Here is a 14,246-nt window from a genome sequence, read left to right as displayed (position 1 = left end):
CCTCGATCCGTCGTCTCCATCCCTACGTCCGCACGGCCATGCCCCGCCTGGTCGGCGGGCTGCTCGCCTCTCTCGGTGCCAGCCTCATGGCGCTCACCATCCCCGCCGTCCTGCGGTGGGTCACCGACGGCCCGCTCGCCGAGGGCGCCCGCGAGCACGACTGGTCGGGCCTGATCTGGTCCGTCGTCCTCGTCGCACTGCTCGGCGTGGGGGAGGCGGGACTCATCCTCCTGCGCCGCACGCTCGTGATGTTCCCCGGCACGCGGGTCGAGGCCGCGATGCGCGTGGCCCTGTTCCAGCACCTGCAGGACCTGCCCGTCGCGTTCCACGACCGCTGGCCCGGCGGTCAGCTGCTGAGCCGCATCATGGGCGACCTCGGCCTCCTGCGCCGCTGGCTCGTGTTCGGCATCCTGCAGCTCGTGGTCAGCTTCGTCACCATCGTCGTGGGCGTCGGCCTGCTCGTTGCGACCGGGGGCTGGCTCGGCATCATCTTCCTGTGCGGTGCGATCCCCGTGACCGTCCTTGCGTTCCGGTTCTCCCGCAAGTACCGCAGGATCTCGCGGCTCTCCCAGGACCAGTCGGGCGACCTCGCCACCACCGTCGAGGAGTCCGTGCACGGCATCCGCGTGCTCAAGGCGTTCGGGCGCGGCCCCGACGCGCTGGACCAGTTCACCGACCAGGCCGAAGGGCTGCGCGACACCGAGATCCGCAAGGCCACCACCGACGCGGGACTGACCACCGCCCTGCGCGTGATCCCCGAGGTGACCCAGGCCGTTGCGCTGGTCGTCGGCACCTACCTGGTCGCGTCCGGTGACATGACGATCGGCGCGCTGGTCGCGTTCTTCGCCACGACGGCCGTCATCAACGGCCCCGTCGTCGACCTGGGCATGACGCTGTCGATGACGCTCAACGCGCGCACCGCCGTCGACCGGTTCTTCGAGGTCATGGACACCACCAACCCGCTGACCGACCCAGCGACACCGGCCGACCTGCCCGCCGTGATCCCCGGCACCGCCGGCGCGTCGGGCGGGCACGTCGCCTTCCGTGACGTCACCTTCCGGTACGACGACGCCACCCGACCCGTCCTCGACCGCGTCGACCTGGAGCTGCCGCCCGGCACCACGACCGCCCTGGTCGGCCTGACCGGCTCCGGCAAGTCCACGCTCGCGATGCTCCCGCCCCGCCTCTTCGACGTGACCGACGGCGTCGTCGAGGTCGACGGCGTCGACGTCCGCGACATGACACGCGCCCAGGTGCGCGAACGGGTGGCCGTCGCCTTCGAGGAACCCACGCTGTTCTCCGCCTCCGTGCGGGACAACGTGCTGCTCGGCGTGTCCGACGCCCTGCCGGCGGCCGAGCGCGAGGCCCTCATGACCCAGGCCCTCGAGGTGGCCCAGGCGCGGTTCGTCCTCGACCTGCCCGACGGCGTGAGCACGCGCATCGGGGAGGAAGGCATGTCGCTGTCCGGCGGCCAACGGCAGCGCCTCGCCCTGGCCCGCGCCATCGCCGCCCGGCCTCGCGTGCTCGTGCTCGACGACCCGCTGTCCGCGCTCGACGTCACGACGGAGGAAGCCGTCACGGCCCGGCTGCGGGACGTGCTCGTCGCCACGACCACCCTCGTCATCGCGCACCGGCCCTCGACCGTCGCGCTCGCCGACCGGGTCGCGGTGCTCCAGGGCGGCCGGATCACCGCCGTCGGGACGCACCACGACCTCCTGGCGAGCGACCCGCACTACCGGTACATCATCTCGAGCCTCGAGGACGACTACGAGGCGCACGAGCAGGACCACGAGCAGGACCACGAGCGCGGCCCCGACGAGCCGTGCCAGGACAAGCAGAGCCAGGAGGCGCTGTCATGACGGCAACCACGGAGCCCACCACCGGACCCGCCGACCGCCGTCGACCCACCGACGCCGCCGCCGACGACGAGACGAGCCTCGGCAAGGACGCCTCCCGCAGCGTCCGACGCCGGTCCATGCACCTGCTCGGCGACCTGCTCCGCCCCCACAAGAAGGCCCTCGCCTGGGCCGCCGTGCTCGTCATCGCCTCCACCCTCGGCCAGGTGGCCGGCCCGTGGCTCGTCGCCGTCGCCATCGACCAGGCAGTACCCGCCCTGCAGGACGGGTCGGTCACGCCACTCGTCCTCAGCGGCGCCGGGTACCTCGTCGCGGCCGTGCTCGGCGGCGTCGCCGCAGGAGCCTACGTACGGGCCGCGGCGCACATCGCCCAGGCCGTGCTCCTCGACCTGCGCCGCCGCGTGTTCCGCCAGACCCAGCGGCTCTCGCTCGAGTTCCACGAGTCGTACACCTCCGGCCGCATCATCTCCCGCCAGACCTCCGACCTGGAGGCGCTGCGCGAGCTGCTCGACGGCGGCCTGACCGGCGTCGTCTCGTCGCTCCTGCTCATGGTCTTCACCTTCGTCAGCCTGCTGCTCATCGACTGGCGCTCCGGTCTCCTGCTCGCCCTCGCGTTCCTCCCCGCCTGGCTGCTCACCCGCTGGTTCCAGCGCATGTCCCAGCGGTTCTACCGGGAGCAGCGGACGGCGTCGGCCCGGCTCATCGTCAAGTTCGTCGAGACCATGACCGGCATGCGCGCCGTCCAGGCGTTCCGCCGCGAGCCCACCACCGAGGCCGACTACCGCAAGCTCGGCGAGGACTACCGCGACGCCAACCTGCAGATCTTCGGCGTCAACGGGCGGTTCCAGCCCGGCCTCATCCTGATCGGCAACCTGACCGTGGTCGCGGCGCTCGGGGTCGGCGGCTGGCGGGTGCTGGAGGGCACGCTGGCCGTGGGGGCGCTGGCGGCCGTGCTGCTGTACTGCAAGCGGTTCTTCCAGCCCGTGCAGCAGCTCGGCATGTTCTACAACTCGTTCCAGTCGGCCACGGCCGCGCTGGAGAAGGTGTCGGGCCTGCTGGCCGAGGAGCCCACCGTCACGGAGCCCGCCGACCCCGTCGCGCTGCCGCGGGCCGACGGCGGGCAGCGGGGCGAGCTGCGGCTGGACCACGTGCGGTTCCAGTACGGTGACGGCCCGGTGGTCCTGCCCGACCTGGACCTCACCATCCCCGGCGGACAGACCGTCGCGGTGGTCGGCACCACGGGCGCCGGCAAGTCGACGGTCGCCAAGCTGGTCACCCGGTTCTACGACGCGTCGGCCGGAGCGGTCCGGCTGGACGGCGTCGACGTGCGCGACCTGGCGTCGGCCGACCTGCGGCGCGCCGTCGTCATGGTCACGCAGGAGGCATATTTGTTCAGCGGGTCCGTGCGGGAGAACATCGCGCTCGGCCGGCCGGGCGCCACCCAGGAGGAGATCGAGGCGGCCGCCCGGGCGGTCGGCGCGCACGAGTTCGTGCTCGACATGCCCGACGGATACGACACGGACGTGAACAAGCGCGGCGGGCGGGTGTCGGCCGGGCAGCGGCAGCTCCTGTCGTTCGCGCGCGCGTTCCTCGCCGACCCGGTGGTGCTGGTGCTCGACGAGGCGACGTCGTCGCTCGACATGCCCGGCGAGCGGCTCGTGCAGCGCGGCCTGCAGACGCTGCTCGCCGACCGGACGGCCATCATCATCGCGCACCGCCTGTCCACCGTGGCGATCGCCGACCGGGTGCTGGTGATGGAGCACGGGCGGATCGTCGAGGACGGCACGCCCGCCGAGCTCATCGCCGGCGACGGCCAGTACGCCCGCCTGCACGAGGCCTGGCAGGACTCACTGGTGTGACGGGCCGGCCGGTGCGCCCGCCGGGGCGTCGGTGGGCGTGCCGGCGGGCGCACCGGCCAGGCCGTCGGTGATCGCGGAGAGTGCGTGGTCGAGCTCGGCGTCGGTCACGCCACCGAAGCCGAGCACGACCCCGGTCCGGCGTGCGGTGCGGCAGTAGTCCGCCAGGAGCGGGAGGTTGAAGCCGGCGGTGCGGGCGGCCGCCTGCGCCGCGGTTGCCGACGCCGGGTCGGTGAGCCACGTCGAGTACATCCCGGCCAGCGGACCGGCCAGCTCTGCGTGCGGTGCCATGGCGGCGGCGACCCGCGGCGCGCGGTCCGCGTAGACGCGCCGGGCGGTGCGGACCACCTTGTCGGCCCAGCCGTCGCGCAGCAGGGTCAGCAGGGCGCGCTGGGCGGGCCACGGCGGGGTGTCGTGGGTGATCGTGCGGCGTCGGACGAGACGCTCGTGGATCGCCGGCGGCGCGACGAGCCAGCCCAGCCGCAGGCTCGGGCTGACCGACTTGGAGGCGGTCCCGAGGTAGGCCACGCGTGACCGGTCGAGGGCCGCGAGGGCGGGCACGGGGGCGACGTCGTACCGGAACTCGGAGTCGTAGTCGTCCTCGACCACCACGGCGTCGGCGTCCCGGGCGACGGACAGCAGCGCGAGCCGGTCCCCGGCGGGCATGACGCGGCCCAGCGGGTGCTGGTGGGCGGGTGTGACGTAGGCGGCGGCGCAGCCGGCCAGGCCGGTGACGGGCGCGAGCGCCGGGTGGTCGACGACGCCGCGGCCCGCCGCCCGGACCGTCTCGACGGCAGCACGGTAGCCGGGGTCCTCGACGAGGACGTCCCCGGGCCCGAGCGCGCCGAGGAGCTGGCGCAGGCCGTCCGTCGAGCCGGCCGTCACGAGGATCTCGTCCGGCTCCACGGTCAGGCCGCGGGTGCGGGCGAGCCGCTCGGCGAGGGCGTCGCGCAGCTCGGCGAGCCCAAGCGGGTCGGGGTAGCCCCGCGGCGGCCGCGTGGCGGAGACCTCGCGCCAGGCGCGCCGCCAGCCTGCGACGTGGCGCGGGTCGATCCAGGGCGTGCCGGCGTCGAGGCGGATGAGCTGGGGGCCGCGGGCGGCGGGGCGGGGCGGGGGAGCCGGTGCGGGAAGGGTTTCGCCGGAGGCGACGAACGTGCCCGACCCGCGCCGGGTCTCCACCCAGGCCTCGGCCAGGAGCTGGTCGTAGGCCTGCTCCACGACGGCGCGCGCCACGCCCAGGTCCGCGGCCAGGGCCCGGCTGGAGGGCAGCCGGTCGCCCGTTGTGAGCGTGCCGTCGGTCACCAGCCCGCGGACGGTGGCCGCGAGCTGCGCGGGAAGCGGCTCGGCGCGCGTGCGGTCCAGATGGACGGGAAGCATGGCGGTCTCCGGCTCCGGTGAGGTGCGGCAAGTGGCTTGTTTGATTCGCTGCGAACTGGCCCGTGCCCACGGGCCACTTCAGCGCCAGGCTAGTCGCATGACGACGCAGCACCTCTCACCCACCGCACGCACGACGCCGACTCGCGGACGCAAGCGCCAGGTCGACGACCGGCGTCGGCTCATGGCGCTGCTGACCGACGCACTCGTGGCGCACCTGGGCGTCACCGCGGGAACGCACCCGGTGGTGCTGCCTGCCGCCTTCGCCGTGGACGCGGACGGGCCCGACGCCGGCGGCACGCTCTACCTGCACGGCTCGGTCGCAGCGGGCTGGCTCACGCCGGCCCTGGAGCGGGACGTGTGCGTGACCGTGACGGAGCTGGACGGCCTGGTCCTGGCCCGGACGGGTTTTCACCACTCGATGAACTACCGGTCGGCGGTAGTGATCGGGCGGCCGCGACAGGTCACGGACCTGGGAGAACGACGCCGTGCGCTCGACCTGATCGTGGATCACATGATGCCGGGGCGGGCCGCGACGATCCCTGCACCGACGCGCAAGGAGCTCGCGGCGACGGCCGTGCTGGCGCTGCCGCTGGCCGAGGCCTCGATGAAGGAGCGTGTGGGCGGCGCGTCGCTGGAGCCGGGCGATCTCGAGCTCACCGGATGGGCCGGGCACGTTCCGCTGCGTCGGGTCGCGGACGCGCCCGTCACCGAGGACTACGTCGCTGACCCGGTCCCGGAGTCGGTGCTGCGCCGGGTGGCGGAGCTCGGGCGGGTGTGACGGGGCTGGCGTCAGGTGGCCGGCGTGACCACGTGGGCCGGGTGTGGGTGGGTGGGTGTGAGCAGGTGCGGGTGCTAGCGGGAACTCCGTACTGTCCGCCTCGACCGTCCGGCCGACGCCCGCCCGCCCGTGCGCGCGTCCGGCCGACGTCCGCCCGCCCGTGCGCGCGTCCGGCCGTCGTCCGTCAGAACGGTGGTTCGTCGGGCAAGGGGCGTGCCCGCTCACGGGTGGCCGATGAGCTTCCTGGCGATGGTCCGCCCGGGTCGGCCTCGGCCCGGGTCCCGGCCTCGGCCCCGGTGCCGGTGGTGTCGTGGCCGACGGTGGGTGCGTGTTGCCCGAGGCGTGCTCGGGTGTCGTCGGCGAGGCTGGTGATGTCGTTGCTGACGCGGCCGGTCGCGGCACGTCGAGGCACTGTGGCTCCGACGGCGGGTGTGGCACCGTCGGCTGGCCCCGTGGCCGCCGGCCCGTCCGTCGGCGCGGCGGTGGTAGGTGGACGGGTGTAGACGTGGCCGGTGGGTGCGGTCCATGTCGTGATACCGGTTGCGGGATCACGCACGGGGGTCCAGCCGTGGTGGGTCTTTGCCAGATGATGCGCGCGGCAGAGCGGCTGGAGGTTCTGGGCGCGGGTCTGCCCGGGCGTGCCGGGTGGTTGGGCGGCCGGGTCGAGATCGTGGTCGAACGGGACGATGTGATCCAGGTCGGCCCAGCGGCCATGCCGGTCGCACTGCGGGAAGCCGCACACCTCGTCCCGGGCGATCACAGCCTGACGGAGGACTTTGCCGGGCTGGTACGTGGTGGTCGAGTAGTCGGTCAGGATCCCGGTGACCGGGTCGGTGACAAGCCGCTGCCAGGTCGCGTCGGTAGCGATCTGCGCAGCGAGGTCGGCAGGGATCGGCCCGTAGCCGTCGAGCCGCCCGGGTGTGTCGTCGATACCCAGCAGCATGCTGGCCGAGACCGTGATGCGAATCTGTGGCTTGACCGGGATCACCCGCACACTGGCGCCGTCGCAGGTGCACCCGCCACAGGTGCATCCCGACGCGGGCACGGTCGTGCGGGGCAGAGCGGTCTCGTCTTGCGCGGTCTCGTCCTGCGTGGCCCCGTCTTGCATGGTCTCGTCTTGCGCGGCCTCGTCTTGCGCGGTCTCGTCCTGCGTGGTCTCGTCCTGCGTGGCCCCGTCCACGATGTGCCCGCTGTCTGTGCTCGTGCTCGTGCTCGTGCTCGTGCTCGTGCTCGTGCTCGTGCTCGTGCTCGTGCTCGTGCCGGTGGCGCTGCTCCCAATCTTCCCGGTGGCGCTGCCCGCGACGGTGTCACCGGATGCCGGGGCGCAGGGTGCCTGGGGCGGGACGACGAGGCGGCCGGTCGTGATGGCGACCAGAGCGTCGGCCCGGGCCTGAGCCAGGGTCCGGGTCGCCCCGGGGGCACGGCGCAGGGTGTGGGCTGCCTGCTCGATCGCGTCCCAGACCGCTGCGGCGTCCGTCGCGGGCAGGTTGGCGCTGATCCATGCCATCGCGTTGTCGGCCGGGTCCAGGAACACCGCACGGCGCTTCATCGCGTGCTTGGTCACCTCCGTCTTGCCGTGCAGACGGTTGGCGAACTCGTTCATCTTGTCCCGCAGCCACCGGCGGGTGTGGTCGGGCGCCTGCGGCAGGTACCGCGTGATTGCTTCCTGGCGCTCCTCGGTGGTCAACGGGTTCCCGCTGCGCAGCAGGATGTCGGCCTTCGCGGTATCGATCATCGCGTCGTGCAGGGCGGTCAGGACCTGGGGATGCTCGGCCAGGCCCGAACCTCGGGCCAGGTGCTTGTTCGCCTCGTCCTGCGGTACGCGTAGCCGGGCACTGATCTCCGCAGCGGCAGCGTTGTGCTCCTCGGTCCAGGACCGGCGCCGAGCGATCTCACCCAGGGCCCGTGACTGCATCGCGGTGGCCCAGGAGACCACCTCCTGCCAGCGCGCCGCCACGTCCAGCAGCACGTCGTCCCCGAGGTCAGCAACCTCGAGCCTTCCCAACGCCTCGACCAGACCTGAGCCGACGACAAGTCTGTCCAGCCCTGCCGCCGGCCGGTCCGCCGTTGGCAGTCCTGCCGCCGGCAAGTCCTCCGCCGGCAAGTCCTCCGCCGGCAAGTCCTCCGCCGGCAAGTCCTCCGTCGGCAAACCCGCTCTGGATGTGTCAGCCGTGACGGCACCGCCAGCCGTTCCTGACCCACTCGTGGCCACAACCGAGACAGCTGGGCCGTGACCAGGCCACGACACGGTCGCCGTTGGCAGCACGCCCTCTCCGTCGAAGCACACCGCACCCCAGCTACAGGAAGGCAGCGATGACATCACCGGCGCGCTGCGACTCGCCGAATCCGGTAGTAGGGCGGATCGCGAGCTCAGGGCGCGGCCCAGTGATCGCTCCAGCACGGCCGTCAGCCCGTGGCTCGCGTTGGCACCCTCGACCATGGTCGCGCCCCTTCCGTCGTCTACGATATGACCCTCGGCGACAGGTACTATCGCCTATGCATCGAATATACGTTCGATCTGATGCTCCCGCACGCCCAGTTCTCAAGTTGTGGAAAACGCGGACCGGTCCCAGCACTCGTCAGCGTCAGCGCCAGCACCAAGGCCCACGAGGAGCACGAGCTCCACCGACCATAGCCGTGCCCACCGACACTCCGGCAGGCGCCGGGGGTGGCGCCGGTCGTGGCTCCTGGCTGTTCCGCCCTGCTGCCACGGCCGTCTGAGCACTGCCGCACCACTGCCGCCTCATGACCAGCTCATGGCCGTCCCATGATGCACCCCGCGGGCCTGACCAGGGGCCGGACAGGCAGGCGTGGACCGGCAGGCGTGGACCGGCAGGCCTGGACCAGCAGGCGTGGACCGCCAGGCCCGGACCGGCAGGCGTGGACCGGCAGGCCTGGACCGGCAGGGCAGGTCGAGCAGAAACTGTCGAGCGGGGTCGGCCCGAGCCGGTGAGCCTTGGCGACTCGACAGCGATCGTCGGCCTGCGCCTCAGACCCTCAGACCTCAGACCCGACGCCCTCAGGCGTAGGACCAGCGTCCGTCCTGGTGCGGCTTCGGCTGCACTGGTGCGGAACCGCCGTACTCGACGGCCGCTACCTGGCCGGTGTTGTACTGGTCGGCGATGTACTGGCTGAACTGGCCGGAGTCGGCGGTGTGCGAGTTGTCCACGTAGTCGTATCCGGAGTGCGCAGGGTGCGCAGAGTGTCCCGAGTACCCACCAGGCCCGCCCGCTGCCGCGGCGTGCGCCCCAGCCGATGCGGGTGTCGCGTACACGGCCGCAGGTGCGGCCGCGTAGCCACCCGATCCGTAGGCATGCGGCTGACCCGACCCGTAGTCCAGCTCCGACCCCGCGGCGTACTGGGCCCCGTAGCCGGCCTGGTGCGCAGCCCGTCCGTGCCCGGCACCGTCACGCCCAGCGCCGTCGTGCCCGAAACCGTCGTGCCCAGCGCCGTCGTGCCCGAAACCGTCGTGCCCGAAACCGTCGTGCCCGAAACCGTCGCGCCCGGCACCGTCGTGCCTCGCGTCCACGGAGGCCGGTACCGGCGTCGGCCGGTAGGCCGGATAAGCACCGGTGTTGACCTGCTGTGCGGACGGTTCCCATCGGTCGGTCTGGGGGTTCGGCGCATCGAACGCAGGGGCCCCGCCCCGGGCGGCGTTCTGGTCCGCGAACTTCTGGTCCGCGAACTTCTGGTCCGCGAACTCCTGGTCCGCGAACTTCTGCGCCGCGGCCTGCTGGGCCGCGGCCTGCTGGGCCGCGAACAGCGCGGACGCGCCGGCGTCGGGCTGTACACCGTTCAGCTCACCGTGGATGCGTCCGGCGAGGTTCGCGGCGATGGCGAAGCGCAGCGGCGCGAGGGAGTCCACGGACATGGTGCCCGTGACCGCGGGGGGCGGCAGGAACGCGAAGACCTCGTCGTCGCCGAGCCGCAGGCCCTGCCCGAGCGCGGCGTTCAGGGTCTCCTCGAGCAGGAACTCGGCGCGTCCGTCGTCGCCCTCGAGCTCCGCGAACATGGCGTCCATGGAGCCCCAGCGGCGCTCGAGCGTGCCCTCGACCGTGTCGAGGAACCACCAGCCGTCGGGGGACTCGAGGAACATGTCGCCGAAGCAGGACGCGAAGCGCGGGGTCTTGTCACCGGTCCCGATCCACGACCAGGACGACAGCGCGAACTCGTAGGCGTCAGGTGCGAATTCTCGGATCAGGTGCACCCTGCGCATGTTGCCATGCTCACACTCCGAGCAAAAGAGGCGTACTGGACACGTAACGATTCGGCTCGGGTGAAACGCCCAAGTGTTTTCCTGCCGGAAACACGTGGCGGCCTGTCGGAGGGCGCCGCTACGGTCTCGCCATGGAGCACAGCGCGCAGGACGGCGGCGGCGGGACCGGGCAGCACGCATGGGGAACGGGAACGGACCAGCGGACGGTCGACCTGCGCGTCCAGGAGTACTACGCCGGGCGGACGGGCTGGGACGAGCACGCCCGGCTCACCACCGGTACGGCACAGGGCCCGGTGGAACACATCAGGACCCAGGAGCTGATCCGGCAGCGGCTCGGCCCGGGCGCGCGGGTGCTCGACGTCGGCGGCGCCACCGGGGTGCACGCTGCGCCGCTGGCGGACGACGGCTACGACGTCCTGCTGGTCGACCCGGTCGCGGGCCAGGTCGCTCGTGCCGGCGCGCACGGGACCTTCGAGGCGCGCGTCGGCGACGCCAGGGACCTGTCGGCGGAGGGCCTGGACCTGGGCGACGACGAGTTCGACGCCGCGCTCCTCCTCGGCCCGCTCTACCACCTCGCTACCCGCGAGGACCGGCTGCTCGCCCTGCGCGAGGCGGTGCGCGTGACCCGACCGGGCGGCACCGTGGCCGCTGCCGCCATCACGCGGCTCGCGGCACTGGTCGGCGGGGGCTACGAGCTGTTCGGCCCGCCGGCCTGGCAGGCGGTGCTGGAGCACGGCGTAGCCCCGGACGACATCGCGTTCCCGGCGGCCCACTTCCACGACGCCGCCGAGCTCGCCGCCGAGGCGACCGAGGCCGGGCTCGCCGACGTCGTCGTGCACGGCGTCGAAGGACCCGCAGGCGGGGCGCTGGAGCGGGTGGCGCTGGACGCCCCGGAGGCGTCCGGGCTGATCGATGCGGCGCTCACGCTCGCCCGTGCGCTGTCGACGACTCCCGGAGTACCGGACATGAGCCAGCACATCCTGGCGATCGGTACTGTCGCGCCATGAGCCCACACCCCGATACCGCCCCGGAGACCGTCCCCGTGCCAAGTACCGCCCCCGTGCCAAGGACCGACCCGCCGCTGACCGCCGACGAGATCACGATGCTGCGCTCGTTCATCGACTTCTACCGCGCCACGATCCGGCGGCAGTGCGCCGGACTGACGGTGGAACACCTACGGACGCCGCACCCGCCGTCGACCATGACCCTGGCCGGGATGCTCAAGCACCTCGCGTACGTCGAGGACGTGTGGTTCAACGTGCGGCTGGCGGGCAACGAGCCTGCCCCGCCCTGGGACACCGTGGACTGGTCGGCGGACGACGACTGGGACTGGCACAGCGCCCTCGACGACACTCCCGAACAGCTCACCGGCCTGTTCGACGACGCGGTCGCGACCTCCGAGCGGATCCTCGACGGGGTGCTCGCCGAGACGCCGCCGCCCGGGTCGGGCGCCCTGGACCGGAACGCCGCGCGAGAAGGGCGCGGAGGACAGATCTCCCTGCGCTGGATCCTCGTGCACATGGTGGAGGAGTACAGCAGGCACGCGGGCCACGCCGACCTGCTGCGCGAGGCCCTGGACGGCGCCACCGACCTCTGAGCCTCTGAGCCTCTGAGCCTCTGAGCCTCTGAGCCCTCGACTCTCAGAGCAGGAGCCACGCGTAGTCGGCTGCCTCGAGCACTATCCAGAACCGGAAGAACCTGCCGACCAGGCCGGTGCCGAGGAACAGCCACATCCGCACGTGGAGCACGCCGGCGACCACCGACATCAGCATGAACGGCGGGAGCCCGGCGAACGCCGAGGCGAGCAGGACCAGGCCTGTGTACACGGGGCGGCCGTCGGTGCGGTCGCGCCAGCGCGTCAGCGCGGCGGAGACCTTGGGGGACTCCAGCTTGCGGCGCAGCCACGGCAGCCGGGTGGTCCCGGCGCCCGCCCAGTACCAGAGCAGCTTGCCGGCGACCTGGCCGGCCGCGGCCACGGCGGCGAGCACCACGCTGGGGTAGGTGTCGTCGACCGCGACGACCGCCAGATAGCCCTCGAGCGCCAGGAAGGCCACGACGGCGGCGCCGGCGGAGTAGAAGAAGGTGGACAGCAGGAGCATCGGGCCGGATCTGTTCTCAGCCGACAGGGCTCGGGTGGGCGGCCTCGGTCACAGTGGGACGTTAGCGCCCGCTGCGACGAGCTGCCGAATCAGCGCCGCGGCGGGAGGGGCCGGCGGGCCGACCGTGAGCGCCATGACGCGGCGCACCGCGCCCGGCAGGGGAGCCGTCGCGATCCCGGGGTGCCGGTGGGCACGGAGGGTGAGCCCCGGCAGCAGGCTCACGCCCGCACCGGCGGCGACGAGGGCCTGGACCGCCACGTAGTCGTCGGTCTCGAAGGCGATGCGTGGGGCGAATCCCACGGCGGCGCAGCGGGCCACCATGTCGGCCCGACATCGTTCGCAACCGGCGATCCACTCCGCGTCGTCGAGCAGCTTCAGGTCGGGGACGTACCCGGGGACGGGGGCCGCGTCGAGGTCCGCCGCGGTGACGAGGTGGACCGGGTCGTCGAGGATCGTCGTCGCCTCGTAGCGCGACAGGTCCTCCATCGAGCGGGCGTGGCGCACGTCGATGTGCTCGAACACGAGCGCGACGTCGACGGCACCCGACTGCAGCGCGGCGATGGCGTCCGGCGGCTCGTGCTCCACGAGACCGACGGAGAGCCCGGGATGCTCCTGCTGGAGCCGCGCGACGGCGTCGGGCACGACGGTGGCCAGGGCGGAGGGGAACGCGGCGAGGCGGGCGCGGCCCGCGCGGAGACCGGCGAGCGCGTCGAGCTCGCGGCGGGCGCCCTCGACGCGGCCGAGGATCTCCTCGGCACGGTTCGCGAGCAGTCGCCCGGCCTCCGTGAGGCGGACCCCGCGGCCGTGGCGCTGGAGCAGGGGGAGGCCCGCGTCGGCCTCCAGGCGGGACAGGTGGTGGCTCACCGAGGGCTGCGCGTAGTGCAGCTCCTTCGCCGCCGCCGTGACGGAGCCGGTACGGGCGACCGCCGCGAGGACGCGCAGCCGGGTGAGGTCGAGCTCTGCGGTCATGCCTCCAGGCTAACCCAGAAAGATAGGCGCTATCGATCGAAAGTCTTCGTAACAGGTATTGGACCTATGGGTCATGCGCGGGTCACGCTGGTCTCATGACGCTCGCGACGCTCCCGGCCCTCCTCCCGTCGGCGACCTACCCGACCATCGCCGACGTGCTCGCCGCCCAGGCCCGCCTGGACGGCACGGTGGTGCGCACCCCCGCCGGGGAGTACGCGGAGCTCGACCGCGCGACCGACGCCGCGATCGTCGTCAAGCACGAGAACCAGCAACGCACCGGCGCCTTCAAGGCCCGCGGCGCGAGCAACCTGCTGCTGTCCCTGTCCGACGCCGAGCGCGCCCGCGGCGTCGTCGCCTACTCGACGGGCAACCATGCCCAGGGAGTCGCCTACGCGGCCCGCCTGACCGGCACCGCGTGCACCATCGTCATGCCCGACGACCCCAACCCAGTCAAGCTGCGGGCCGTGCTCGACCAGGGCGCCGACGTGCTCCTGCACGGCGCCACCTTCGACGACGCCCGCGCCCAGGCCACAGCCCTCGCCCACGACTCGGGGGCCCGCCTCGTCGGCGCGGCGAACGAGCCCGCCATCATCGCCGGCGTCGGCACGCTCTACCTCGAGCTGTTCCAGCAGGCGCCCGGACTCGACGTGCTGGTCGTGCCCATCGGCGGCGGGTCCGGCGCGGCCGCCGCGAGCCTCGTCGCCGCCGCCGTCGCCCCGCACACCGAGGTGATCGGCGTCCAGTCCGCCGCCTCGCCCGCCGCGCACGACTCCTGGCACTCCGGGAACCTCGTCGAGCGCGCGAACGCCACCCGCGCCGAGGGCCTCGCCGTCGGCTGCGGTTTCGAGGTCACGCAGGCCCTGATGCGCGAGCACCTCGGCGACTTCGTGCTCGTCAGCGACGACCAGATCACCGCGGCGCAGCACCTGTACCTCACCGGCGCGCACACCGTCGCCGAGGGTGCGGGTGCCGCCGCGCTGGCTGCGGTCCTGGCCGACCCCGAGCGGTTCGCCGGCCGCCGGGTCGGCATCGTCTGCACGGGTGGGAACGCCAGCGCGGACGAGCTGCGGCGGGCGATAACCAGTAGAGCCTGAG

At 73.0% G+C, this 14,246-nt stretch carries 11 protein-coding genes; 6 read left to right on the top strand and 5 right to left on the bottom strand.

What is annotated here, in order from left to right:
• Positions 1 to 38 precede the first annotated feature (38 nt).
• Together AB0F40_RS05995 and AB0F40_RS05990 are read left to right on the top strand one after the other, a co-directional pair.
• A complete protein-coding gene (locus AB0F40_RS05995) occupies positions 39 to 1,859 on the top strand; it encodes an ABC transporter ATP-binding protein (RefSeq protein WP_357465193.1) in 1,821 nt (606 codons plus the stop codon).
• A complete protein-coding gene (locus AB0F40_RS05990; protein WP_357465191.1) occupies positions 1,856 to 3,715 on the top strand; it encodes an ABC transporter ATP-binding protein in 1,860 nt (619 codons plus the stop codon). The genes AB0F40_RS05995 and AB0F40_RS05990 overlap by 4 nt, the downstream gene beginning before the upstream one ends.
• Here AB0F40_RS05990 and AB0F40_RS05985 read toward each other — a convergent pair.
• Complete coding sequence (locus AB0F40_RS05985; RefSeq protein WP_357465189.1) at positions 3,704 to 5,089, bottom strand: PLP-dependent aminotransferase family protein; 1,386 nt, start codon at positions 5,087 to 5,089, stop codon at positions 3,704 to 3,706. The two genes, AB0F40_RS05990 and AB0F40_RS05985, sit on opposite strands and share 12 nt — an antisense overlap.
• A 97-nt stretch (positions 5,090 to 5,186) precedes the next feature.
• On the opposite strand from AB0F40_RS05985, the gene AB0F40_RS05980 reads away from it, so the two are divergent.
• Complete coding sequence (locus AB0F40_RS05980) at positions 5,187 to 5,867, top strand: pyridoxamine 5'-phosphate oxidase family protein (protein ID WP_357465187.1); 681 nt, start codon at positions 5,187 to 5,189, stop codon at positions 5,865 to 5,867.
• A gap of 184 nt (positions 5,868 to 6,051) precedes the next feature.
• Here the strand turns inward: AB0F40_RS05980 and AB0F40_RS05975 are convergent, their stop codons facing one another.
• Entirely contained in the window at positions 6,052 to 7,872 is a 1,821-nt protein-coding gene (locus tag AB0F40_RS05975) for an HNH endonuclease (protein WP_357465185.1), read from the bottom strand.
• Positions 7,873 to 8,886: 1,014 nt separating this feature from the next.
• A complete protein-coding gene (locus AB0F40_RS05970; protein WP_357465183.1) occupies positions 8,887 to 10,083 on the bottom strand; it encodes a hypothetical protein in 1,197 nt (398 codons plus the stop codon).
• A 131-nt stretch (positions 10,084 to 10,214) separates the two neighbouring features.
• Here AB0F40_RS05970 and AB0F40_RS05965 point away from each other — a divergent pair, with 131 nt between their 5' ends.
• Together AB0F40_RS05965 and AB0F40_RS05960 are read left to right on the top strand one after the other, a co-directional pair.
• Entirely contained in the window at positions 10,215 to 11,090 is an 876-nt protein-coding gene (locus AB0F40_RS05965) for a class I SAM-dependent methyltransferase (protein ID WP_357465181.1), read from the top strand.
• Complete coding sequence (locus AB0F40_RS05960) at positions 11,087 to 11,680, top strand: DinB family protein (RefSeq protein WP_357465179.1); 594 nt, start codon at positions 11,087 to 11,089, stop codon at positions 11,678 to 11,680. Before AB0F40_RS05965 ends, AB0F40_RS05960 begins: the two co-directional genes overlap by 4 nt.
• 43 nt (positions 11,681 to 11,723) lie before the next feature.
• Here the strand turns inward: AB0F40_RS05960 and AB0F40_RS05955 are convergent, their stop codons facing one another.
• The gene (locus tag AB0F40_RS05955; protein ID WP_357465177.1) at positions 11,724 to 12,182 is read right to left on the bottom strand and encodes a hypothetical protein; all 459 of its coding nucleotides are present in this window, start codon (positions 12,180 to 12,182) and stop codon (positions 11,724 to 11,726) included.
• A 48-nt stretch (positions 12,183 to 12,230) separates the two neighbouring features.
• A complete protein-coding gene (locus AB0F40_RS05950; RefSeq protein ID WP_357465175.1) occupies positions 12,231 to 13,151 on the bottom strand; it encodes a LysR family transcriptional regulator in 921 nt (306 codons plus the stop codon).
• A gap of 95 nt (positions 13,152 to 13,246) precedes the next feature.
• On the opposite strand from AB0F40_RS05950, the gene AB0F40_RS05945 reads away from it, so the two are divergent.
• Positions 13,247 to 14,245, top strand: coding sequence for a pyridoxal-phosphate dependent enzyme (locus AB0F40_RS05945; protein ID WP_357465173.1), 999 nt, complete (start codon positions 13,247 to 13,249; stop codon positions 14,243 to 14,245).
• Position 14,246 lies beyond the last annotated feature (1 nt).

This window comes from Promicromonospora sp. NPDC023987 (genome assembly GCF_040639055.1).
Taxonomy (GTDB): domain Bacteria; phylum Actinomycetota; class Actinomycetes; order Actinomycetales; family Cellulomonadaceae; genus Promicromonospora.
This window is presented reverse-complemented; position numbering and strand designations above follow the sequence as displayed.

Bases quoted from the DNA above. Each gene is read 5' to 3' on its own strand.
- AB0F40_RS05995 (WP_357465193.1), top strand. From the start codon at position 39: ATGCCCCGCCTGGTCGGCGGGCTGCTCGCCTCTCTCGGTGCCAGCCTC.
- AB0F40_RS05990 (WP_357465191.1), top strand. From the start codon at position 1,856: ATGACGGCAACCACGGAGCCCACCACCGGACCCGCCGACCGCCGTCGA.
- AB0F40_RS05985 (WP_357465189.1), bottom strand. From the start codon at position 5,089: ATGCTTCCCGTCCATCTGGACCGCACGCGCGCCGAGCCGCTTCCCGCG.
- AB0F40_RS05980 (WP_357465187.1), top strand. From the start codon at position 5,187: ATGACGACGCAGCACCTCTCACCCACCGCACGCACGACGCCGACTCGC.
- AB0F40_RS05970 (WP_357465183.1), bottom strand. From the start codon at position 10,083: ATGCGCAGGGTGCACCTGATCCGAGAATTCGCACCTGACGCCTACGAG.
- AB0F40_RS05965 (WP_357465181.1), top strand. From the start codon at position 10,215: ATGGAGCACAGCGCGCAGGACGGCGGCGGCGGGACCGGGCAGCACGCA.
- AB0F40_RS05960 (WP_357465179.1), top strand. From the start codon at position 11,087: ATGAGCCCACACCCCGATACCGCCCCGGAGACCGTCCCCGTGCCAAGT.
- AB0F40_RS05955 (WP_357465177.1), bottom strand. From the start codon at position 12,182: ATGCTCCTGCTGTCCACCTTCTTCTACTCCGCCGGCGCCGCCGTCGTG.
- AB0F40_RS05950 (WP_357465175.1), bottom strand. From the start codon at position 13,151: ATGACCGCAGAGCTCGACCTCACCCGGCTGCGCGTCCTCGCGGCGGTC.
- AB0F40_RS05945 (WP_357465173.1), top strand. From the start codon at position 13,247: ATGACGCTCGCGACGCTCCCGGCCCTCCTCCCGTCGGCGACCTACCCG.